This window comes from Paraburkholderia sediminicola (assembly GCF_046026675.1).
GTDB lineage: Bacteria > Pseudomonadota > Gammaproteobacteria > Burkholderiales > Burkholderiaceae > Paraburkholderia > Paraburkholderia sediminicola_F.
In genome coordinates this window covers 3,297,573-3,318,636 of record NZ_JAQQEY010000002.1, presented here as the reverse complement: position 1 = coordinate 3,318,636, position 21,064 = coordinate 3,297,573, and the positions used below count along the sequence as shown (strand labels likewise).

17 protein-coding genes are annotated in these 21,064 nt (G+C 63.0%); 12 read left to right on the top strand and 5 right to left on the bottom strand.

All coding sequences use genetic code 11. The features are described 5' to 3' along the window. Positions 1-73: 73 nt before the first annotated feature. Positions 74-2,359 (top strand): LPS-assembly protein LptD, encoded by a 2,286-nt coding sequence (locus tag PQQ86_RS34560; RefSeq protein WP_408277537.1) that lies wholly within the window; start codon positions 74-76, stop codon positions 2,357-2,359. A gap of 12 nt (positions 2,360-2,371) precedes the next feature. On the opposite strand, the gene PQQ86_RS34555 is transcribed toward PQQ86_RS34560, so the two are convergent. The 4 genes from PQQ86_RS34555 to PQQ86_RS34540 all read right to left on the bottom strand — a co-directional run bounded on the left by PQQ86_RS34555 (position 2,372) and on the right by PQQ86_RS34540 (position 6,344). Continuing rightward, complete coding sequence (locus PQQ86_RS34555; RefSeq protein WP_120295970.1) at positions 2,372-2,869, bottom strand: Lrp/AsnC family transcriptional regulator; 498 nt, start codon at positions 2,867-2,869, stop codon at positions 2,372-2,374. 53 nt (positions 2,870-2,922) lie between these two features. Further along, positions 2,923-4,320, bottom strand: coding sequence for an aspartate aminotransferase family protein (locus tag PQQ86_RS34550; RefSeq protein ID WP_408277534.1), 1,398 nt, complete (start codon positions 4,318-4,320; stop codon positions 2,923-2,925). A gap of 197 nt (positions 4,321-4,517) precedes the next feature. Next, positions 4,518-5,444: a 2-hydroxyacid dehydrogenase gene (locus tag PQQ86_RS34545; protein WP_408277531.1), complete on the bottom strand. Its 927-nt coding sequence runs from the start codon at positions 5,442-5,444 to the stop codon at positions 4,518-4,520. A 6-nt stretch (positions 5,445-5,450) separates the two neighbouring features. Then, complete coding sequence (locus PQQ86_RS34540) at positions 5,451-6,344, bottom strand: GNAT family N-acetyltransferase (protein WP_408277528.1); 894 nt, start codon at positions 6,342-6,344, stop codon at positions 5,451-5,453. Positions 6,345-6,622: 278 nt separating this feature from the next. Here PQQ86_RS34540 and PQQ86_RS34535 point away from each other — a divergent pair, with 278 nt between their 5' ends. From PQQ86_RS34535 to PQQ86_RS34485, 11 genes are all read left to right on the top strand, one after another. Beyond that, positions 6,623-8,125, top strand: coding sequence for an aldehyde dehydrogenase family protein (locus PQQ86_RS34535; RefSeq protein WP_408277525.1), 1,503 nt, complete (start codon positions 6,623-6,625; stop codon positions 8,123-8,125). A 211-nt stretch (positions 8,126-8,336) separates the two neighbouring features. Beyond that, positions 8,337-9,005: a haloacid dehalogenase type II gene (locus tag PQQ86_RS34530; RefSeq protein WP_408277522.1), complete on the top strand. Its 669-nt coding sequence runs from the start codon at positions 8,337-8,339 to the stop codon at positions 9,003-9,005. 53 nt (positions 9,006-9,058) lie between these two features. Further along, positions 9,059-10,333 carry an NAD(P)/FAD-dependent oxidoreductase gene (locus PQQ86_RS34525; RefSeq protein ID WP_408277520.1) on the top strand — a complete coding sequence of 425 codons (1,275 nt, stop codon included), beginning with the start codon at positions 9,059-9,061 and terminating at the stop codon, positions 10,331-10,333. 67 nt (positions 10,334-10,400) lie between these two features. Then, complete coding sequence (locus PQQ86_RS34520) at positions 10,401-12,017, top strand: ABC transporter substrate-binding protein (protein ID WP_408277517.1); 1,617 nt, start codon at positions 10,401-10,403, stop codon at positions 12,015-12,017. A gap of 123 nt (positions 12,018-12,140) precedes the next feature. Beyond that, complete coding sequence (locus PQQ86_RS34515) at positions 12,141-13,094, top strand: ABC transporter permease (protein WP_408277514.1); 954 nt, start codon at positions 12,141-12,143, stop codon at positions 13,092-13,094. Beyond that, positions 13,091-14,047 carry an ABC transporter permease gene (locus PQQ86_RS34510; protein WP_408277512.1) on the top strand — a complete coding sequence of 319 codons (957 nt, stop codon included), beginning with the start codon at positions 13,091-13,093 and terminating at the stop codon, positions 14,045-14,047. Before PQQ86_RS34515 ends, PQQ86_RS34510 begins: the two co-directional genes overlap by 4 nt. Beyond that, a complete protein-coding gene (locus PQQ86_RS34505) occupies positions 14,047-15,891 on the top strand; it encodes an ABC transporter ATP-binding protein (RefSeq protein WP_408279430.1) in 1,845 nt (614 codons plus the stop codon). Before PQQ86_RS34510 ends, PQQ86_RS34505 begins: the two co-directional genes overlap by 1 nt. Next, the gene (locus PQQ86_RS34500; RefSeq protein WP_408277509.1) at positions 15,888-16,202 is read left to right on the top strand and encodes a (2Fe-2S)-binding protein; all 315 of its coding nucleotides are present in this window, start codon (positions 15,888-15,890) and stop codon (positions 16,200-16,202) included. The genes PQQ86_RS34505 and PQQ86_RS34500 overlap by 4 nt, the downstream gene beginning before the upstream one ends. Next, a complete protein-coding gene (locus PQQ86_RS34495) occupies positions 16,187-17,557 on the top strand; it encodes an FAD/NAD(P)-dependent oxidoreductase (protein WP_408277506.1) in 1,371 nt (456 codons plus the stop codon). Before PQQ86_RS34500 ends, PQQ86_RS34495 begins: the two co-directional genes overlap by 16 nt. Then, on the top strand, positions 17,554-18,723 hold the full coding sequence (locus tag PQQ86_RS34490; protein ID WP_408277501.1) for an NAD(P)/FAD-dependent oxidoreductase: 1,170 nt from the start codon (positions 17,554-17,556) through the stop codon (positions 18,721-18,723). The genes PQQ86_RS34495 and PQQ86_RS34490 overlap by 4 nt, the downstream gene beginning before the upstream one ends. Then, positions 18,720-19,130, top strand: a complete 411-nt coding sequence (locus PQQ86_RS34485) for a helix-turn-helix domain-containing protein (RefSeq protein WP_093641162.1) — start codon at positions 18,720-18,722, stop codon at positions 19,128-19,130. The genes PQQ86_RS34490 and PQQ86_RS34485 overlap by 4 nt, the downstream gene beginning before the upstream one ends. Here PQQ86_RS34485 and prpR read toward each other — a convergent pair. Continuing rightward, positions 19,087-21,063, bottom strand: coding sequence for a propionate catabolism operon regulatory protein PrpR (prpR, locus tag PQQ86_RS34480; protein ID WP_408277498.1), 1,977 nt, complete (start codon positions 21,061-21,063; stop codon positions 19,087-19,089). The two genes, PQQ86_RS34485 and prpR, sit on opposite strands and share 44 nt — an antisense overlap. Position 21,064 lies beyond the last annotated feature (1 nt).

The following is a 21,064-nucleotide window of genomic DNA, read 5'->3' as shown; positions in this document are numbered from 1 at the left end:
TTTCCGATCCTTATCTGTTTTGATACTACGCGGTGTATTTCGACGCCTACGCTTAAGGCCTCTCGTTTCTTTCATGCTGGGTACGGCTGGATGCATGCCGCTTGCCGGGCATGCGCAATTAGTCGGTGCGTCTGCGATTCCGGAACCGCTCGACGGCGTCTGGGGTCTGCGGCTCGATCCGCAACTGACCGAGCAACCCCTGCGGCCGGGCGACAAGCCCGTTACTTCTGCCATCGCCGATTCGGTGACCGCGACCGCCGACACGGACGTTTCGCTAAAAGGTCACGCGCAACTGCGGCGTTACGCATCGATCGTTAAAGGCGATGCGCTGCACTACGACGTCGATACCGACAAGGTCGACGCTTATGGACAGGTACGCCTCGTCGACAACGGCAATGTGTTCGATGGCCCGGACGCGCATTTCTACGTCGAAGCGAACGAAGGCTACATTAGCGTGCCGAAGTACCGGTTTCATCTGACGGGAGGGTGGGGTAGCGCTCAACGCGTGGATTTGGTCGATAGCGAGCGCACGGTCGTTCATCACGGTACGTACAGCACCTGCCAATGCGAGTCGGATCCCGCGTGGTATCTGAAGGCCTCCGAATTCGACATCGACAGCGGCAACGACGAGGGGATCGCGCACAACGGTGTGCTGTTTTTCCAGGGCGTGCCGCTGCTGGCGAGCCCGTGGCTCTCGTTTCCCTTGTCCGGCGCACGGCGCAGCGGCCTCCTGCCGCCGACGTTTTCGATCAGCTCGACCAACGGCGTCGACGTTGCGTTGCCGTACTACTTTAATCTCGCGCCGAACTACGATTTAACCCTGACGCCTCGCGTCATGTCGAAACGAGGCGAGATGTTGACGGCGGACTACCGCTATCTGCAGCCGAACGATTCGGGGACGATCTCGCTCGCGTGGCTGCCACACGATGCGATCACCAACACCGATCGTTACTCGATCGCGCTGAAACAGAACTGGAGCTTCGGCTCGGGCTTTGGCGCCTACGTCAACTACAACCGGGTGTCGGACTCGACGGTGGTGACCGATCTTGCGTCGGGTGTCGCGTTTCCGACGGGTTCGACCACGCTGTATCAGCAGGAAGCGGGTTTGACTTACTCAAACGGGCCGTGGAGTGTGCTGGCTCGCGAGCAACGTTGGCAGGCTTTTACAAGCGACTCGACCTATAACCGCGAACCGCAGGTCAATGTTCACTACGCACGCTATAACGTGGGGGGCTTCGACTTCGGCGCCGAAGCGGATGTGACGCGCTTCACGATTTCGTCGGCGGATGCGACGCAAGGTAGCCGCTTCGTTTTCAACCCTTACGTCAGCTATCCGATCGAGCGTCCTGGCTGGTTCATCACGCCGAAGCTCGCATGGCATTTCGCGGCGTATGACTTGACCACGATCGGATCGGATGCGCCTGCTGGGCAGCCCAAGACGTTCGACGTCAACGTGCCGACCTTCACCCTCGATTCGGGCATGCGCTTCGAGCGAAGTGTGCGGCTCTTCGGGCAGTCGTACATCCAGACACTCGAACCGCGGCTGTTCTATGTGTACACGCCTTACCGCAACCAGGCGTTCGCGCCGCTGTTCGATACGGCGACGTCCGATTTCGGGCTGGCGGAACTGTTCATGCCCAACAGCTTCGTTGGCAATGACCGGGTGTCGGATGCCAACCGCGTCACGGCAGCGCTGACGACGCGTTTCATCGATGCTGCGAGCGGCGATGAGCGGTCCCGTTTCGTCCTTGCCGAGCAGTACGACTTTCGCACGCCCCGCGTGACCCTCAACACAGACGATGCAATTGGCACGGTTGCGCGCACGAGTGTGATTGCCGGCGCGTCGTACAAGCTGGGGGCGGGTTTTTCAGCGGAACAGGCCGTGGAGTACAGTCAGGCCAACCACTATCTGACGAATGCGGAAGCCGGCTTTGGCTGGTCGCCGGCTTCACGGCAGGTGTTGAATGTCGCGTATCGCTACACGCGCGCCAACAGCACGCTCGATTATCAACCGGTCAATCAGTTCATCGTGTCCGAGCAATGGCCGTTATTGCACAACGTTGTCAGTGTGGCGCGTGTCAATTACGACATGAGCGCGCATCGGCTGATCGCGGGCCTGCTGGGCCTTCAATATGACGCGGATTGCTGGTCGCTCGGCGTGGCGTTCGAGAAATACACCAACGCCACCAGTTCGACCACGTCGCCCAGCACCGGCACGCGTGTGTTGATGCAACTTCAGCTAAAGGGCTTTTCGCAGCTCGATAACGGTCTGCTCAATCAGTTTCGCGCGAATGTACCGGGTTATACACCCGCGACGACGGACACCGAACCGACATCCCGGTTTAGCGATTATCCGTAACGGGCTGCTGGACTAGTTGTGATTCTGCGAAAACAGCGTTTCGAGCGGATAGTGACTCTTCACGAACGGCGACTTGATAATCACGTAGCTGAAGTACTTCTCGATGCCGATATCACGTTCCAGCAGACCCTCGACGATGCTCTGGTAGTGACTCACGCTGCGGGTGACGAACTTCAGCAGGTAATCATAGCCGCCGCTCGCCAGATGGCACTCCACGATTTCGTCGACGTCTTTGATCGCATTGACGAACTTGATAAAGTCTTCCCGCCGATGATCGGCGAGCGTGACTTCGGTAAACACGATCTGCACGTCGCCGAGCTTTTCGAGCTGGATCTGTGCGCCGTAACCGATGATGTAGCCGGCCTTCTCCAAGCGCTTGACCCGGATCAGGCAAGGACTGGGGGAAAGGCCGACCGCGTCGGCAAGCTCGACGTTGGTTATGCGGCCTTTCTTCTGCAACTGGGAAAGTATGCGCAGGTCAATCCGGTCTAGCTTGCTGTCGCTGCTCATCTTAACGTTATCGCTCCGGCGATGGGTGAAAGGGTCTCGAAGGGCCCTCTACTCTAGCACGCAGTGGCATGAATTTTGACCTTCAGCGCGGCCCGGACATCGGCGTCTCCAAGAACGTCGTCGAGGGTTTTTTCGAGGCGCTCGAACATCAGATCGAACTCGGCCTCGGTGTACGACAGTGCCGGCGCAAAGCCAAGAATATTGTCGCCGAACGCGCGGAAGATCAGGCGGTTTTCATACGCGGCGGTGGCGATCCGTTCGGACAGTTTCAGCGCCGGATCGAAACCTGCCTTGCTGTCTTTGTCCGATACCAGTTCGAGTGCGCCGAGCAGGCCACGATGGCGCGAGTCGCCCACCAGCGGGTGCGCGAGCAGCGCGTCGAGGCCGCGGGCGAAGCGTGGGCCACGTGCCACGCCGTTCGCGAGCAGGCCGCCTTCGTGATAGAGGCGCAGCACTTCGAGACCGATCGCCGCGCTGACCGGATGCGCCGAATACGTATGGCCGTGGCCGACGATCGCTTCAGCGTCGCCATCGGCGATACCTTGATAGATTTCGTCAGACATCAGCACAGCGCCCATCGGTGCATAGCCGGACGTCAAACCCTTTGCCACCGTCATCAGGTCCGGTTCGACGTTTTCGCCCTGGCATGCGAACAACGGACCCGTGCGGCCAAAACCGGTGATGACTTCGTCGGCGACGAACAGAATGCCGAGCTTACGGCAGCTTTCGCGCATCGCTTTCAACCAGCCGACCGGCGGCACGATTACGCCGCCCGAGCCCTGGATCGGCTCGCAGAAGAACGCTGCGACATTGTCCGCGCCGAGTTCGGCCACTTTCGCTTCGAGCGCGGCCACCGAGGCGGCGATCAACGCGGCGTCGTCGGCGAAATCATTGCGGTACGCGTACGGCGAGGGCAGATGATGCTGGTTCGGCAGCGGCAGATCGAAATTGCGGTGGAACGCGGGCAAGGCGGTCAGCCCCGCGCCCATCGTCGACGAGCCGTGGTAGCCGCGTTGCAGCGCGATGATGTGTTTCTTCGACGGCCGCCCGGTCGCGTTGAAGTAGTGCGTAATGAAACGGATCGCCGAATCGACTGCATCGGAACCGCCGAGCGTGAAGTACACGTGTTGCAGCGAAGCGGGCGACACCTCCACCAGCTTTTGCGCCAATTCGATCGCCGGGGCCGAGCCGAAATGGAAATAGCTGGTCGCGTAAGGCAGTTTCTTCATCTGCTCGGTGGCGACGTCGACAATGCTTTGCTGGCCGTAGCCCACATTAACGCACCACAGGCCGGAGAAGGCGTCGAGTAGTTCGTTGCCGGCCGCGTCGCGCAGGAACGCGCCGCTGGCGGACTCGAGGACGGTGACGCCGCGGGCTTCGTGCGCGCGGTAGCTGATAACCGGGTGAATCAGATGCTTGCGGTCGGCTTCAATGAGCGAATGGATCGGCATGATGGGTTCTCGTCGCGGGAAAGGGCTGTTGACCGTTCCATACTACTGACCCAGGGCGATCGCCTGCTCACCTAAACAATTGCCTGAAAAGCGCGTCCGACGCGTTTTGATGTGCGGCCTCAGCATTTTCTGCTGCGGACGCTGAAAAGCCGCGCCGGGCGGGCGCTCCACTCAGCGCCGCGCTCAGTGTCCCAGAGTCAATATCCCTGGGTCCGGTCAATTTGACCAAGCATCGGCAGGCCTTCGCGATGGCGGCGCAGATTCTCGAGCACCACGTCGACGGCGCTCTCGGGGCGCGTCGCGCTGGCGATATGGGGCGTGATGCGTACGCGTGGATGCATCCACAACGGATGACCGGCGGGCAGCGGCTCGGGATCGGTGACGTCGAGAATGGCGTTGTGCAACTGGCCGCTGTCCAGTGCTGCCAGCAGATCCGGCTGATTCAGATGCGGGCCGCGCCCTGTTTGAATCAGCGACGCGCCGCGCGGCAGCTTCGCGAACAATTCGGCATTGAGCAGGCCGCGTGTGGCGGGTGTGAGCGGCAACAGGCAGATCAGAATGTCGGTGCGGGCGAGAAACGCATCCAGGGCGCCTTCGCCTGCATAGCAATCGACGCCCTCGATCTCACGCGGCGAACGGCTCCACCCCGCGCAGGCGAAGCCGAACAGCCGCAGCTTTTCCAGCACCGCTGTGCCCAGCACGCCGAGCCCCAGCACGCCAATGCGGCGAGCGCTGGCCGGCCGGTCGGGCAGTTCACGCCAGATCTGCTGTTGTTGCTGATGGCCATAGTCGAACAGATCGCGATGGATCGTCAGCACGGCTTGCGTGACGTACTCGGCCATCCCTTCAATAATGCCGGGCTCGATCATCCGTACCACCGGTATATGTGCCGGCACCCCTGACAGGTCGAACTGGTCGATGCCCGCGCCGACCGAGAACACGATTTCGAGGTTGGGGAAGGTGCGGGTGGGATCCTCCGGCGGTTGCCAGGCGGCCAGATAGCGGATTGCAGCCGGGTCGCCGAGATCGGGCCAGACGTGGAACGGCAGGTTCGGTACTTTCTGCGCGAAGAGTTTGGCCCATTGCGCGCCACGCGCCGGGTCGGCTTTATAAAGGAAGGCCATGGTGGGTCAGCAGATTGCCTGGTTGATGATGCCGTATTGCAGATAGTGCGCGTCCTTGCCGGTGCTGGGGCTGGTGTTGCCCGCGCTCGCGAGATCGGCTGGTGTGGCGTGTCGAACCATTTTGACGACCGTATCCACCCGCGGCAGCCCCAACTGTTCCAGCCATTCGGTTAGCCCGCTCTCGCCTGGCGTATCGATGCGCACGAACACGCCTTCGTTAAGCGCGAGCCAGTGGCTGATCAACGCCTTGGCGCGGCTCGAATCTTCCGACTCGGGTGCGACCACTGGTCCGATCGCAAAGCCCCGCCCGAAGCGGCGAAACAGGGCGAAGCCAACCAGTTCACCGTCGCGATCGAGGGCGATGCCATCGGCGGCGCTCAACAGCGCGGGCAAGACCTCTCCACGATCCAGACCGCTTGCCCGCGAGGCCAGTTCGACCAGCCGAGCCGTATCGCTTGAACCGAGCGGGCGCAGACGTTCCCCTGGCGGCAATGAAACGAGAGGCGGCTGAAACGCGGCGCCCTGATGCTGGTCGAGCGTACCGATCGCGCGAAAGCCGAGCTTTTCATACAAAGGCTGCCCCGCTGTGGTGGCGTGCAGCAACGTGACCCGGCTGCCGAGTTCTTCCAGCACCAGGTCCATCAGCCTCCTGCCGATGCCGCGCCCTTGCTGCTCGGGGGACACGATCACCATCCCGAGTGAGGCCCGGTCGGCGCCGTATTTCCAGCACAAGGCCGTGCCGATTACGCCGCTCGCATCTTCCGCGACGAAACCCACGCCGAGTTGCGCGACGAACTTCCAGTCGTCCGGGCGATGCGGCCATTTGAGTTCGACCGTCAGCGCATGCGCGGCGGCGATGTCCTCGTGGGTAAAGCGTCTGTAGGTAATCGAATCGGACACGCCGTACTCCCTGGATGGCTGAAGACTTACGCCGTCACTTTGTCATTCGGTGCGCGGTGTGACTAGGACGATCTTTTTATCCGGGCCGCTTGACAGGGCCGCATCGTAAATCGATGCAAAACGCCGCGTTTCATCGCGCATTACAAGCGTGTTCTGCTGCGTGGGGATTTTTGTCGGCGATATATGCCGCGCCTGCGGCTCTACGATTTTGCCATGGCGGCGGCGCGGTCGAGATGCACCGCCCGGGACCCACAGCAGTCACACAGGAAACCTTGCTCATGGACAGCTTCAATCCGGACGACGTCGCGATTCGCAGCGGGCATTTCATCGGCGGTGAGTATGTCGACGCGAACGAGCGCGGCGGTGAGCGCCGCATCGAGGTGGCGCGCCCCTCGGACGGTGTGATCTATGCCTCCGTGCCGCTCGCCGGCGCCGAGATGGTGGACCGCGCGGTGGAGAACGCCTGGCAGGCTTTCAGAACGAGTGGCTGGGCGCGCATGGCACCACGTGAACGCGCGAAGATTCTGCGCCGCTTCGCCGAACTGGTCGAAGCCGACGCGCCGTTCCTGGGCCGTCTGGAGGCGCTCGGTTCGACGCGTCCGATTGCTCAGGCAGTGGGCTGGGACGTGCCGTTCACCGCCGAGGGAATCCGCTTCTACGCCGAGTTCGCTGACAAGGTGGGGGGCGACGTGGCCGCGACCGATCATGACCATCTCGGCATGACCATCGCTGAGCCGTACGGCGTGATCGGGGCGATCGCGCCATGGAATTTCCCGCTGGTGATGGCGTCATGGAAGATCGCGCCCGCCCTGGCGGCGGGTAACGCGGTGGTGCTGAAGCCCTCGGAGATGACGCCGTTCTCCGTGTTGCGGCTCGCCGAACTGGCCGTGCAGGCGGGTGTGCCGGCCGGCATCTTCAACGTGATCCAGGGCGATGGCCGCGTCACCGGCGACGAACTGGTGCGCCATCCGAAGATCAGCAAGGTTACCTTCACCGGTTCCACACGTACCGGCGCCGCGATCATGGCGGCCTGCGCGAACAGCGGCACCAAGCCGGTCACGCTCGAACTGGGCGGCAAAAGTCCGCAGATCGTATTCGCCGACGCCCCGCGTCTCGACGACGTGGCGCGACGGATTGCCGGCGCTATTACCGGCAATGCCGGCCAGGTGTGCGTGGCGGGCTCGCGGCTGCTGGTCGAGCGAAGCCTGGCGGAGCCGCTGGCCGAGCGCATCGGCAAGGTCTTCGCCGAATTGAAGCCTGGCGCGACGTGGGCCGCAGGCACTACGCTGTCGCCGATCATCTCCGCGCCACAGGCGGCGCGTATCGAAGGGATCGTCGGGCGTACGCTGGAGGCGGGCGCCACGCTGCGCTTTGGCGGCGTGCGTGCTGACGGTGGGGCGGCGGGTGGGGCGAATGGCGCGTTCTATACGCCCACCTTGCTCACTGACGTCACGGCCTACTCCGAAGCCGTGCGCGAAGAAGTGTTTGGCCCAGTGCTGACGCTGCAAACCTTCGACACCGAAGAAGAAGCGCTCTCGCTCGCCCAGCATCCCGAGTACGGGCTCGCTGCCGGCGTGCACACCGCCGACCTCGGCCGGGCGCTGCGCTTCGTGCGCGGCCTCGAAGCGGGGACGGTCTGGGTCAACCGCTACGGCCGGACCTCCGACTTCATGATCCCCACCGGCGGCTACAAGCGTTCAGGCATCGGCAAGGACCTCGGCCGCCAGGCTTACGAGGCAAACCTGCGCTTCAAGAGCGTGTTGATCGACTTGCGTGCCTGATTCCCGCAAAGCCAATACGGACGGGGCTTCCGGCCGGTCCACCGCAGACTGTGCTGCGCAACGGCCTCAAAACGCATGGTTTGTGTCATCAGCGGCGCCCTAATCAGGAACATCTATGTTTTTGCGCTGATTAAATCTTTAACAGGAATGAGCATCAACTGTTTTCGTCACTGAACTCAATGTGGGTTCACCACCACGATAGGACTGCACCATGATCGAATTCGAACCGAAGTACATCACCTTCGACTGCTACGGCACGCTGACCAAATTTCGCATGGCGGACATGACCCGCGAAATGTTCGGCCACGTGTTGCAAGGCGACGACCTGGAGAAGCTCGTTACGTTCTATTCCGGCTATCGTCGCGACGAAGTGCTCGGTGCATGGAAGCCGTATCGCGACGTGGTCGTCAATGCGTTGCGCCGTGCCTGCAAGCGCATGAATGTCGAGTTCAATGAAGTGGAAGCCGAGAAGATCTACACGGCGGTACCGACCTGGGGTCCGCATCCGGACGTGCCGGAAGGCCTCGCGCGTCTGGCGAAGAAGTACAAGCTGGTGATTCTGTCGAACGCGTCGAACAACCAGATCCAGAGCAACGTCGACAAGCTCGGCGCGCCGTTCCACGCAGTCTTCACCGCAGAACAGGCGCAGTCGTACAAGCCGCGCATGCAAGGCTTCGAATACATGTTCGACCAGCTGAACTGCAATCCGGAAGACGTGCTGCACGTGTCGTCGAGCCTGCGCTACGACCTGATGACCGCACACGACCTGGGCATCAAGCACAAAGCCTTCGTCAAGCGCGGCCACGAACCGTCGACGCCGTACTACCAGTACTACGAAGTCAATGACATTCCGCATCTGGCCGCGGAACTTGGCCTGTAAGCGACGTTTGCACATTGACGCCTCGCTCATTGCCCATCTCAAGGACAGACCGGATGAAGCTCGATTCCTATTGGCTCGACACCGCACCGCCGCTCGTTTCGGCGTGTGAAGGTCCGGTCGAAGGTCAGGCCGATGTTGTCGTGATCGGCGGCGGCTTCACCGGGCTCTCGGCGGCGCAGGCGTTGGGTAAGCGCGGCGCCTCGGTGACGGTGCTCGACGCGGGGCGCATCGGCGGCGGCGCGTCCGGGCGCAACGGCGGGCAGGTCAATACCGGCGTCGCGCAGGACTTCGTCGCGCTGGTCGCGCAACTGGGTGTGGAGCGGGCGAGCGCCTGCTACCGCGCGTTTTCGGACGCGGTCGATACGGTCGAGCGTCTGATTCGCGAGGAAAACATCGATTGCAATTACAGCGCGACCGGCAAGCTGAAGCTGGCGTCGAAGCCGCATCACCTGGCGTATCTGGAGAAGACGGCGGAGGCGATCCGGCGCGAAGTCGATACGGATATCGAACTAATCGGACGTGAGCGGATTCGCAGCGAGATCCAGTCGGACAGTTTTTACGGCGGACTGCTGCAACGGCACGGCGGCCAGATGCATATGGGCAAGTTCATGGTCGGACTCGCTGATGCCGCGGTTCGCCGCGGCGCGAAGCTGTACGAAAACGCGGCGGTCACCGCGATCGCGAAGGACGGCGGCGGCTTCAAGGTCACCACCGCGCGCGGCGAAGTGCGCGCGAAGCAGGTGCTGATCGCCACCGGCCCGTCGCGGCATGGTCCGTTCGGCTGGTACCGCCGGCGGCTGGCGCCGGTCGGTTCGTTCATCGTCGTGACGGAACCGCTGTCGCCGGAACTGTTGGCACAGGTCTTTCCGAACCGGCGCGCGTACACCACCACGCGGCTGATGCATAACTACTTCCGTGTGACGCCGGATTCACGTTTGCTGTTTGGTGGCCGCGCACGCTTCACGGCATCCGAGCGGCCTTCCGATGCGAAGAGCGGCAGGATTCTGCATCAAGGTCTCGCGGCGATGTTCCCGGTGCTGGCCAATGCGCGCATCGACTATTGCTGGGGCGGCCTCGTGGACATGACCGCGGACCGTTTGCCGCATGCCGGGCAGCACGACGGGATTTACTTCTCGCTGGGTTACAGCGGCCACGGCACACAGATGTCGACGCACATGGGCCAGGTGATGGCCGACGTGATGGACGGCCACGAAGAGCGCAATCCGTGGCGCGAGTCCGAGTGGCCCGCGATTCCAGGCCACACAGGCAAACCGTGGTTCCTGCCGCTGGTGGGCACGTACTACCGCATCAAAGACATTTTCTATTGATTCTTCACTGTTGCATTTGCCATTAAAAACCACGCTGCTATCCCTGTCACCCTCGCGGAGAAGTTCGATGAATAAGGAAACCTCACAACATGGCGCTCTTCAACTCGGCACCGAGCTGGAGCGCTTGACGTCAAAAGGCACGTCGCGGCGCGGCGTGCTGCGCGCGATGGCCGCGGCCGGGATGATGTCGGTGACGGGCGCCGGTCTTCTGACCGCGAGCGGCGAGGCATTTGCGCAAGCGAAGCCGAAGCAGGGCGGCAAGATCCGGGTGGCGACGCAGTCGGCATCGGCCGCCGACACGCTCGATCCCGCAAAGGGTGCGCTCGGCACGGACTATGTCCGCGGCTTCATGTTCTACAACTGCCTGACCGAACTCGATTCGCATCTCGGCGCGAAGATGGCGCTCGCCACCTCGCTGGAGACGACGGATGCGACGGTGTGGGTCGCCAAGCTGCGCCCCGGCGTGCAGTTCCACGACGGCAAGTCGCTCGCGCCGGCAGACGTCGTGTATTCGATCATGCGCCATAAGGATCCGGCGACGGCGTCGAAAGCGAAGACGCTCGCCGATCAGATCAAGGAAGTGAAGGCGACGGGTCCGAACGAAGTGACGATCACGCTCGAAGGGCCGAATGCCGACCTGCCGGTGATTCTCGCCACCTCGCATTTCCAGATCATCAAGGATGGCACCAAGGACTTCAAAACGGCGGTCGGCACCGGTCCGTTCAAGGTCAAGGAATTCTCGCCGGGCGTGCGTACGGTTGGCGTGAAGAACGAGAAGTACTGGAAGCCGGGCCTGCCGCACCTGGACGAAGTCGAACTGATCGGCATTGGCGACGAATCGGCGCGTGTGAACGCGCTGCTCTCGGGCGACGTGCAACTGATCAATGCGGTGAGCCCGCGTTCGACCACGCAGATCAAGGGCGCGGGTGGTTTCTCCGTGCTGGAGACGAAGACGGGTCTCTACACCGACCTGGTGGTTCGCGACGAAGGCGGCATTACCGGCAACGACGATTTTCGGCGAGGCATGATGTACCTGCAGGACCGCGAGCAGATGCGCCGCGCGATCTTCCAGGGTTACGGCGCGATCGGCAACGACCAGCCTATCGACCCGACCAACAAGTACTACCTGGCCGGCTTGCCGCAGCGTACCTTCGATCCGGACAAGGCGAAGTTCCATTTCCAGAAGGCGAAGGTCGGCAGCGCGCCGGTCCAGATTTTCGCTTCGCCGGCGGCGGAAGGGTCGGTTGAAATGGCGATGTTCCTTCAGCAGGTGGCGCCGCAAGCCGGTCTGAATCTTCAGGTGTCGCGCGTGCCGGCCGACGGCTACTGGTCGAACCACTGGATGAAGCATCCGCTGGGTTTCGGCAATGTCAACGCGCGTCCGAGCGCCGACGTGATCTTCACGCAGTTCTTCAAGTCGGATGCACCGTGGAACGAAGCGAACTGGAAGAGCCCGAAGTTCGATCAGTTGCTGCTTGCGGCACGCGGCGAACCGGACGATGCGAAGCGCAAGAAGATTTACGGCGACATGCAGGTGCTGGTGCATGAAACCGGCGGTGTCGGTATTCCGCTGTTCCAGAGTTCGCTCGATGCCTACACGACGAAACTCAAGGGCCTCGGCTCGATTCCGCTGGCTGGCCTGATGGGCTTCATGTTCGCGGAAAACGTCTGGCTGGATGCGTGAACGGTAATGCCTGACGAGCGTTAACGAAAGATTTCCAGTCTGACGAACTGGAAAAGTTGGACCCGGCAATACGCGCGCCGCTTATCGAGCGGCGTGCGGCTTCAAACTAGGAGGCGACTTTCGATGAAAGCACACGCGCAACGACTCATCGCCGCGCGCCTTGGCCTCGCGCTGCTTACGCTACTGCTGGTCTCGGCGGTCGTGTTCGCCATCACCGGGCTGCTTCCCGGCGATGCCGCTCAACAGGCGCTCGGCCAGGTGGCAACGCCGGAAGCCGTCGCGGCATTGCGGCATCAGTTCGGGCTCGACCAGCCGGCGCTGCAACGCTACTTCGAGTGGCTCATTCATATTGTCAGCGGTAACTTCGGCACCTCGCTGTCGAACAATCTTCCCGTGAGCGAGTTGATCGCCACGCGCCTGCCGAATTCGCTGGTGCTGGCTGGGCTGACGGCGCTGGTCTCGGTGCCCGTGGCCTTGCTGATCGGTATTTCGTCGGCGATGTTTCGTGGTTCGCTGCTCGATCGCACGCTCAACGTGCTCACGCTGTCGACGGTGGCCGTGCCGGAGTTTCTGATCGCCACCATCGCCGTGCTGATCTTTGCCGTCAAGCTGCGCTGGCTGCCGGCGCTGTCGTATCTCTCGGAGGTCCATTCGTTCGGCGCGCTGCTGCGCATCTACGCGATGCCGGTGATGACGCTGTGCTGCGTGATCGTCGCGCAGATGGCGCGCATGACGCGAGCCGCGGTGCTCGATCAGCTCAATTCGTCGTATGTGGAAATGGCGGTGTTGAAGGGCGCGTCGCCCGCGCGTGTGGTATTGCGGCATGTGTTGCCCAACACCATCGGCCCGATTGCCAATGCGGTGGCGTTGAGCCTGTCGTATCTGTTCGGCGGCGTGGTGATCGTGGAATCGATCTTCAACTATCCCGGCCTCGCGAGCCTGATGGTGGACGCCGTCACCAACCGTGACATGCCGCTCGTGCAGGGCTGCGTGATGGTGTTCTGCGCGGCGTATCTCACGTTGGTGTTGATCGCCGACCTGTGTCAAATTGTGTCCAATCCGAGGCTGCGTCGATGATGAGCCAACCTACCAATCCCCACGTTCCTCATGTGCCCCATGCCAGCACCGAGCTGTACGACCTGGGCGTCGATGAACCCGCTATCGAGCCGCCGGTCGTCGAGACGGCCGCACTGAAGCAGGGCGTGTTGAAACGGCTGGTGCACCGCTTCTCCGTGCTCGGCCTGATCGGCCTCGTGCTGGTGACTTTCTGGCTGATCGTCGCGTTCATCGGGCCGCTGGTTGCACCTTATAAAGGCGGAACGCTGACATCGACTGAGATTTTCGGCCGCTATAGCGCGGCGTATCCGCTCGGCACCGACTATCTCGGCCGCGATATGTTGAGCCGGATTCTCTACGGCGCGCGCTATACGATGGGCCTCGCGCTGGCCGCTGCGGTGCTCGCCAGTTTGATCGGGACGTTCTTCGGTTTGCTTGCCGCAGTGTCGGGGCGCTGGGTCGATGAAATCCTGAGCCGGTTGTTCGACGCGTTGATTTCTATTCCGAGCAAGGTGCTCGCGCTCGTGGTGATCGCCGCGTTCGGTTCGTCGATCCCGATGTTGACGACGGTTGCCGCTTTGGCCTATATCCCCGGCGCATTCCGTATTTCGCGCTCGCTCGCGGTGAACCTGATGGGCCTCGAGTACGTGCAGGTGGCGAGAGCGCGCGGCGAGGGCATCTTCTATATCGCACGCGTCGAAGTACTGCCGAACATGATTCATCCGATGCTCGCCGATTTCGGTTTGCGCTTCGTGTTCATCGTGCTGCTGCTGAGCGGGCTGAGTTTCCTTGGCCTTGGCGTGCAGCCGCCTAACGCTGATTGGGGTTCGCTCGTGCGCGAGAACATCGGTGGTTTGTCCGAGGGCGCGCCTGCCGTTCTGATGCCGGCTGTTGCGATTGCGACGCTGACCATCGGCATGAATCTGCTGATCGACAACTTGCGGCGTCGTGGCCGTAGCCATGGAGGTGCATGATGGCTGATCGGGACATGATTGAAGTGAAGGGCCTGCGGGTCGTCGCCGGTGCGGCGCCGGGGCCGGTGACGGAGATCGTCAAGGGCGTCGATTTTTCGGTGAAGAAGGGCGAGGTACTGGCGCTGATCGGCGAGTCCGGCTCGGGCAAGACGACCATCGCGTTGTCCTTGCTCGGTTATGCGCGGGCAGGATGCTCGATCAGCAGTGGCTCGGTGCGCGTGGGCGAGGTGGATGTGCTGTCGCTCGATGCCAAGGGCCGTCGCGCCTTGCGGGCACGGACCGTGGCCTACGTCGCGCAGAGTGCGTCGGCAGGGTTCAATCCGGCGCGCACGATCATGGATCAGGTGACCGAGCCGGCATTGCTGCATCACCTGATGACGAAAGACGTGGCGCGCGCGAAAGCGATCGACCTGTTCCGCGCGTTGGCGCTGCCCGCGCCGGAGACGATCGGCGAGCGTTATCCGCACCAGGTGTCCGGCGGCCAGTTGCAGCGCCTGATGGCCGCGATGGCGTTGATCACCGATCCCGCTGTGGTGGTGTTCGACGAGCCGACCACCGCGCTCGATGTCACCACGCAGATCGAAGTGCTCGCGGCCTTCAAGAAAGTGATCCGCGAACTCGGCACGACCGCCGTGTACGTGTCGCACGATCTGGCTGTGGTCGCGCAGATGGCGGACCGCATCGTCGTGCTGAATGGCGGCGCGGTGAAAGAGAATGGCGTGGTCGCGCAGGTGCTCGACGCGCCGGTGGATGCTTATACGCGTCAACTGCTTGCCGCTACACGTCGTCCGGAAGCGGAGCTGGAGACGCCGCAGAGTCTCGGCAAGCATATCCCGCCGCTGCTCGAAATTCGCGGACTCTCGGCGGGTTACGGACGTATCGATCGCTTTGGCAATCCCGCCGTGCGCGTGCTCGACGACGTCAGTTTGTCGATTCCGCGCGGCAGCACGCTCGGCGTGATCGGCGAATCCGGCTCCGGCAAGACGACGCTCGCGCGCGTGGTGGCAGGTCTTGTCGACCGCGCGGGCGGCGAGGTACTGTTCGATGGCAAGCCGTTGCCCGCACAACTGTCGCGCCGCACGCCGGAGCAGTATCGCCAGATTCAGATCGTGTTTCAGAACGCGGATACGGCGTTAAACCCGAGCCATTCGATCGCCGATATTCTGGGCCGTCCGCTCGCGTTCTATCACCATCTGAGTGGCTCGGCTGCGAAGAAACGCATGCTGGAACTGCTCGATCTGGTGAAGCTGCCGGCTTCGATTGCCACGCGTACGCCTGCCGGACTGTCCGGCGGTCAGAAGCAGCGTGTGAATCTGGCGCGCGCGCTTGCGGCCGATCCGGCGTTGATCCTCTGCGACGAAGTGACCTCTGCGCTCGATACGGTGGTCGGCGCGGCGATTCTCGACCTGCTGGCCGAATTGCGCCGTGAACTCGGCGTGTCGTACATGTTTATCAGCCACGACATCTCGACCGTGCGCGCCATCTGCGACGAAGTTATCGTGCTGTACGCGGGGCATCGCGTGGAAGCCGGGCAGCGTGACGTGCTCGCGGCGCCGCCGTATCACCCGTACACGGAATTGCTGGTGGATTCAGTGCCCGCTTTGAAACCGGGCTGGCTCGATGCGCGCCGCGAGATCGGTTGTGCCGCGTTGCCGGCAATGGGCGAGAGCGCGGACATTCCCGAGTTGTGCGCGTTCCGCGCGCGCTGCCCGGTGCGCATCGACGGAATGTGCAATATGACGCCGCCGTCGCTGAAGAAACTGCCTTCGGGCGCGGAGATTCTTTGCCATCATCCGGCCGCCGAGTTGAATCGCTTGCAGACCGAGGAGGCGACCCCGGTATGAACGGACGATTTGTGCGGCTCGCGGAGACGGGTCGCAAGACGTTTCCGATTACGGTGGACGGCGTCGTGCGCGAAGCCGCCGAGGGCGATACGCTGATGGTCGCCTTGCTGACCGGCGTGAGTTCGTTGCGCGATTCCGAATTCGGCGACGGCCGCCGTGCCGGTTTCTGTTTGATGGGCGCTTGTCAGGATTGCTGGGTCTGGACGGCGCAAGGCGAACGCATGCGGGCATGCAGTACGCCTGCGGCGCCGGGCATGTCGATCGTCACGAAGCTGGCCGAAGCCGCGGGGGGTGTATGGCCCCGCGTGTAGTGATCATCGGCACCGGGCCGGCGGGCGTGCGTGCTGCACAGGCGTTGGTCGAAGCGGGGCTGCGGCCGACGGTCATCGATGAAGGGCGGCGTGACGGTGGCCAGATTTATCGGCGGCAACCGGAAGGTTTTTCGCGTAGCTACGAGACGTTGTACGGCACCGAAGCTGAACGTGCTGCTTCACTGCATCAAAGCTTCGATGCGTTGAAGGGCAAGATCGATTATCTGCCGGAGACGCTGGTCTGGAATATCTCGCCGGGTACCGTGCATCTGGCTAGCGGCAAGCGCTACCAGACGCTAACGTTCGATTCCCTGATTGTTTGCAGCGGCGCGACGGATCGGCTGATGCCAGTCAAGGGCTGGCATCAGGCCGGCACGTATAGCCTCGGCGGCGCGCAGGTTGCGCTGAAATCGCAGGGCTGCGCGATCGGCTCACACATCGTGATGATGGGCAGCGGGCCGCTGCTGTATCTCGTGGCCGCGCAGTACGTGAAGGCGGGTGCGCAAGTGGCTGCAGTGCTCGATACGTCGACGTTCTGGCAGCGTGTGGCTGCGCTGCCGCGTTTGTTGGCAATTCCCGCCGCGCTTAAGAAGGGGATTGCGTTGACGCGTGTGCTCGCAAAGGCGCGCGTGCTGGTACATCGCGGCGTGCAGCCTTTGGAGATTCAAGGCTCGCCGCAAGAGGGCGTAAGCGGCGTCGTGGTTGCTTTGGCTGACGGCGAACTTTTAGAGCTGGCATGCGACGCAGTCGCGCTCGGTTATCACCTGCGTCCGGAGACGCAGCTTGCGGACCTCGCAGGGTGCCGCTTCCTGTTCGACGACAAGGCGCAGCAGTGGCTTCCGCAAATCGACGACGACGGCCGTAGCAGCATCAAGGGCGTCTATCTGGCGGGAGACGGCGCAAGAGTGCGCGGTGCGGACGCCGCCGAACGTTCGGGGCGCCTCGCGGCTTTGGCGGCGTTGCGCGATCTCGGCATGCAGGTTGGCGGTGTCGAGCAGTTGCGCGCCGAACTCGCGCGTTTCACGCGCTTTGCCGCGGGCTTGCGCGAAGCCTTTCCGTGGCCATCGAAATTCGCCGCAGCCCTACCGGATGAAACGATCGTCTGCCGCTGTGAAGCGATTACAGCCGGTGAGCTGCGCCGTGTGGTGCACGCGACCGGCGCGCAGGAAGCCAATCGCGCGAAGGCGTTTTCGCGCGTCGGCATGGGCCGCTGCCAGGGGCGCTATTGCGGCCACGCAGGCGCTGAGATCATTGCGGCGGCGGCTTGTGTGCCGTTGTCCTCAGTGGGACGGTTGCGCGGTCAGGCGCCGGTCAAGCCGCTGCCTGTGGCGCTCGCCGAAGAGGTGAGCGAATGAGCGCGACGACTACGAGCGAAGCCGATGTGATTGTGATCGGCGGCGGCATCATGGGGACGACAACCGCCTTCTTCCTGCGTCGGCGCAAGCGTTCGGTGATCCTGCTCGAACGTGGACTCACGGGGCAGCAGGCGAGCGGCGTGAACTTCGGCGGCATTCGCCGGCAGGGTCGCGCGCTGCCGCAACTGGCAATGGCGAATCGCGCACTGCGTACATGGCAACGTTCCACGGAGCTGCTTGGCGAGGACATCGAGTTTCTGGCGTCGGGCCACACGCGCGTGTGTTATCACCAGAACGACGTGGAGAATTTCGATCAATATGCAATCGACGCCCGCGCTTATGGTCTCGACCTCAACGTGCTGCACGGCGAGGCCATGTTCCAACGCTTTCCGTTTCTCGGACGCGAGGTGCTGGCGGCATCGATTTCGCCACTCGATGGTCACGCCAATCCGCGTCTCGCTGCACCCGCGTTTGGTCGTGCGGCGGCGCGGCTCGGCGCCCAGGTGATCGAGAACACCGAGATCGTGCGTGTCGAAAAAGACGGCGAGCGGTTTCGCGTGGAGAGTGCAGGCGGCGACGTGTATTGGGCCGCGCAACTCGTGATCTGCGCGGGTGCCTGGGCGAGCCGTCTCACCGAGCAGTTCGGCGAGCCCGTTCCGCTCGTCGCGAGCGGACCGCAGATGGCCGTGACCGAGCCGGTGCCGTATGTGTTCAAGTCGTCGATGGGTGTGTTCACATCGATCAAGGAAGAGAGCATCTATTTTCGCCAGATTCCGCGCGGCAATATCATTGTCGGCGGTGGTCCCGGTGGGCCGGCTGATACCGTGACGTGTCGCGCATCGGTTCTGCCGCGCAATTCCGTGCGGCAAGTTGCGCAGTTGCGGCGGCTCGTGCCCGCGATGGCGCCGCTGCATGTGATTCGTGTGTGGAGCGGCGTGGAAAGTTATCTGCCTGACGGCGAACCGGTGATCGGGCCGAGCAGCAAGGTCGACGGTCTTTACTACGCGTTCGGTTTTTGCGGGTCCGGTTTCCAGATCGGTCCGGGGGTTGGCGAGACGCTGGCCGAGCTCATCGATACAGGTAGTACGGACATTCCCCTCGACGTGTTTTCCGTCACCCGGTTCGCGAAGCAAGCCGCGCCCCGCTCGACTATCGCGACGTCATGAAACAGTCCATCAGCCTCAATGCCGCGCGGGCGTTTATCGAAGCCCATTTCGACGAGCCGGTGACGCTCGCGCAACTCGCCGCGCTGTCCGCGCTCAGCGTGTCGCGCTTCGCGACGGTGTTTCGTCAGCAGTATGGTTCGTCGCCATATCGCTATCTGTGTGGGCTGCGGATTCAGCGGGCGCAGACTCTGTTGCTCGAAGGTGTGCCGGGATCGGTTGTCGCCACGGAGGTGGGATTTTTCGATCAAAGCCACTTCGGCCGGCATTTCAAGCGATGCTGCGGGATGACGCCCAGCATGTTCATCGCGCGCGCCGGTGCGAATGCGGCAAAGAATGCCGTGAAGCACGGTGGCGTGGTTCAGGCTACTGCGCCGCGTTCAGCTTCCGCCATAACGTCGTCTTGCTGATGCCGAGCGCCTGGCAAACCGCATCGCGATCGCCGTCGCAGGCGGCGAGGGCGGCGCGGATTTCGTCGGCCTCCACGTGACGGCTGCGCTCGCGTAACGTTAGCGCTGCTTTCTTCGTGCGCGAGTGGGGTTGCTCGAAGATTTCAGGCGCGACGGTGCGCAGCACCTCGCGCGTAAAGAGGGTTTCTGCTGCGCCGTTTGAGTCGGTGCCCGTGTCCACGTCTGCGTCTGCCAGTTCAACTGCAATCCGCTCGATCACGTTCTGTAGTTCACGTACGTTGCCGGGCCACGTGTAACGCTTTAACGGTTCACTGAGACTGGCAAGGACGCGTCTGGCCGCATCCGCATCGGGCAGACGAGCGGCGAGTCTCGGCTCACGCGACGCCGCTTGCAGCAACAGTTCGACCGCGAGCGGCAGCAGATCGGTTGGCCGCTCGCGCAGCGGCGGCAGGGCGATGCTCAGAATGTTGAGCCGGTAGTAAAGATCCGCGCGGAAACTGCCCGCCTCGATGCCCTCGGTCAACGCACGATGCGTTGCCGCGACGACCCGGATGTCCACTCGCGTCGGCTCCGTCGAACCGAGCCGAACGACCTCACGTTCCTGCAGCACGCGCAATAACCGGCTCTGCAACGACAGCGGCATCTCGGCGATTTCATCGAGAAACAGCGTGCCGCGGTGCGCTACTTCGATCAGCCCCGCTTTACCGCCTTTGCGCGCGCCGGTGAACGCGCCTTCCTCATAACCGAACAACTCGCTCTCGAGTAACGCCTCAGGAAACGCGCCGCAATTGATGGCGACGAAGGCGAAGTCACGCCGCGCGCTCAGCTGATGCATGCTCTGCGCGACCATCTCCTTGCCGGTGCCGCTTTCGCCGAGGATCAGCACGGTGGCGTCCGATTTGGCGTAGCGCTGCACGAGCGTGCGGACCCGTTCGATCGAATCGGATACACCGACGATATCGCCAAGCTGATAACGCGCGCTGAACTGTTGAACGCGCTGCCGCGAGCGCAACGTGCGGTCGAGCCGTTCGACCGCGCGCGATTCCTGAAACGTCAGCACGGTGCCTGCCGCAGAGCTGCTGCTCGCGAGCGGCCCGCGATGCACGACGTAGCTCGCCCCACGTACCGTGCAGAACGTGTCGCCGTCTGAGTCCGGCAAGCTGCCTGCGAGATCGGGCGCGAGGTCGAGCAGCGCACGGCCCACTGCCTGCGCCGCATCGATGCCGAGCACGCTGGCAAGGCGCTGGTTCATCGCTTCGACGCGCCCTTGCGCATCGAGCGCAACGACGCCGTCGCGCAGATGCTGCAGAAGATTGTCAAGCCGTTGACGCCGAACTGTTTCGCGGCGGGTGGCCTGCGCGACTTCGAGTGCGGTATCGAACGCGGCACGTACCGATGCGCGTGAGTACAGAAACACCGCGCCCATGCCGGCGTTCGCCGCGAGATCGGCGATGAGCCCCGGGCCAACCACGGCTTGGATGCCGCGATCACGCAGATCGAGAACGACGCTCTCCGCATCCTGCGCCGATTGATACGACGCAAATGTCACGTCGATGCCGTACGCGGCGATGAAGCGCCGCACTTCGTCTGGCGTGTCGCCGTGCGTGACGAGTGCGACCCTGGTGCCGTCACGCCGTGCTCGAGCGAGCGCGTGCATGACGTCGAAGCCCGTTGGGCCGATCAGCACGACCGGCACGCTGACACGCGTTTTCAGATACGCGCCGTTGGAGCCACCGGCAATCACGACATCCGGACGCCCGGCACCGACCGCGTCGATCTCATGCACGGCGTCTTCGAAGCCATGCGAGACGATGCGCAGATCGGCGCGTTCGACGTACTCGCCGGCTATGTCGAAGAACAGATCGCGCAGACGGCTGATGCTGACGGCCCAGATGCGAGGGCGCTGCGCGGGGTCGAAGAGGGGCGTGCTCACG

What these genes read in the sequence shown, in the direction of transcription:
- PQQ86_RS34490 (WP_408277501.1), top strand. Translation starts at nt 17,554, where the DNA reads ATGAGCGCGACGACTACGAGCGAAGCCGATGTGATTGTGATCGGCGGC.
- PQQ86_RS34545 (WP_408277531.1), bottom strand. Translation starts at nt 5,444, where the DNA reads ATGGCCTTCCTTTATAAAGCCGACCCGGCGCGTGGCGCGCAATGGGCC.
- PQQ86_RS34530 (WP_408277522.1), top strand. Translation starts at nt 8,337, where the DNA reads ATGATCGAATTCGAACCGAAGTACATCACCTTCGACTGCTACGGCACG.
- PQQ86_RS34500 (WP_408277509.1), top strand. Translation starts at nt 15,888, where the DNA reads ATGAACGGACGATTTGTGCGGCTCGCGGAGACGGGTCGCAAGACGTTT.
- PQQ86_RS34555 (WP_120295970.1), bottom strand. Translation starts at nt 2,869, where the DNA reads ATGAGCAGCGACAGCAAGCTAGACCGGATTGACCTGCGCATACTTTCC.
- PQQ86_RS34525 (WP_408277520.1), top strand. Translation starts at nt 9,059, where the DNA reads ATGAAGCTCGATTCCTATTGGCTCGACACCGCACCGCCGCTCGTTTCG.
- PQQ86_RS34520 (WP_408277517.1), top strand. Translation starts at nt 10,401, where the DNA reads ATGAATAAGGAAACCTCACAACATGGCGCTCTTCAACTCGGCACCGAG.
- PQQ86_RS34505 (WP_408279430.1), top strand. Translation starts at nt 14,047, where the DNA reads ATGGCTGATCGGGACATGATTGAAGTGAAGGGCCTGCGGGTCGTCGCC.
- PQQ86_RS34550 (WP_408277534.1), bottom strand. Translation starts at nt 4,320, where the DNA reads ATGCCGATCCATTCGCTCATTGAAGCCGACCGCAAGCATCTGATTCAC.
- PQQ86_RS34510 (WP_408277512.1), top strand. Translation starts at nt 13,091, where the DNA reads ATGATGAGCCAACCTACCAATCCCCACGTTCCTCATGTGCCCCATGCC.
- PQQ86_RS34485 (WP_093641162.1), top strand. Translation starts at nt 18,720, where the DNA reads ATGAAACAGTCCATCAGCCTCAATGCCGCGCGGGCGTTTATCGAAGCC.
- PQQ86_RS34515 (WP_408277514.1), top strand. Translation starts at nt 12,141, where the DNA reads ATGAAAGCACACGCGCAACGACTCATCGCCGCGCGCCTTGGCCTCGCG.
- PQQ86_RS34560 (WP_408277537.1), top strand. Translation starts at nt 74, where the DNA reads ATGCTGGGTACGGCTGGATGCATGCCGCTTGCCGGGCATGCGCAATTA.
- PQQ86_RS34535 (WP_408277525.1), top strand. Translation starts at nt 6,623, where the DNA reads ATGGACAGCTTCAATCCGGACGACGTCGCGATTCGCAGCGGGCATTTC.
- PQQ86_RS34495 (WP_408277506.1), top strand. Translation starts at nt 16,187, where the DNA reads ATGGCCCCGCGTGTAGTGATCATCGGCACCGGGCCGGCGGGCGTGCGT.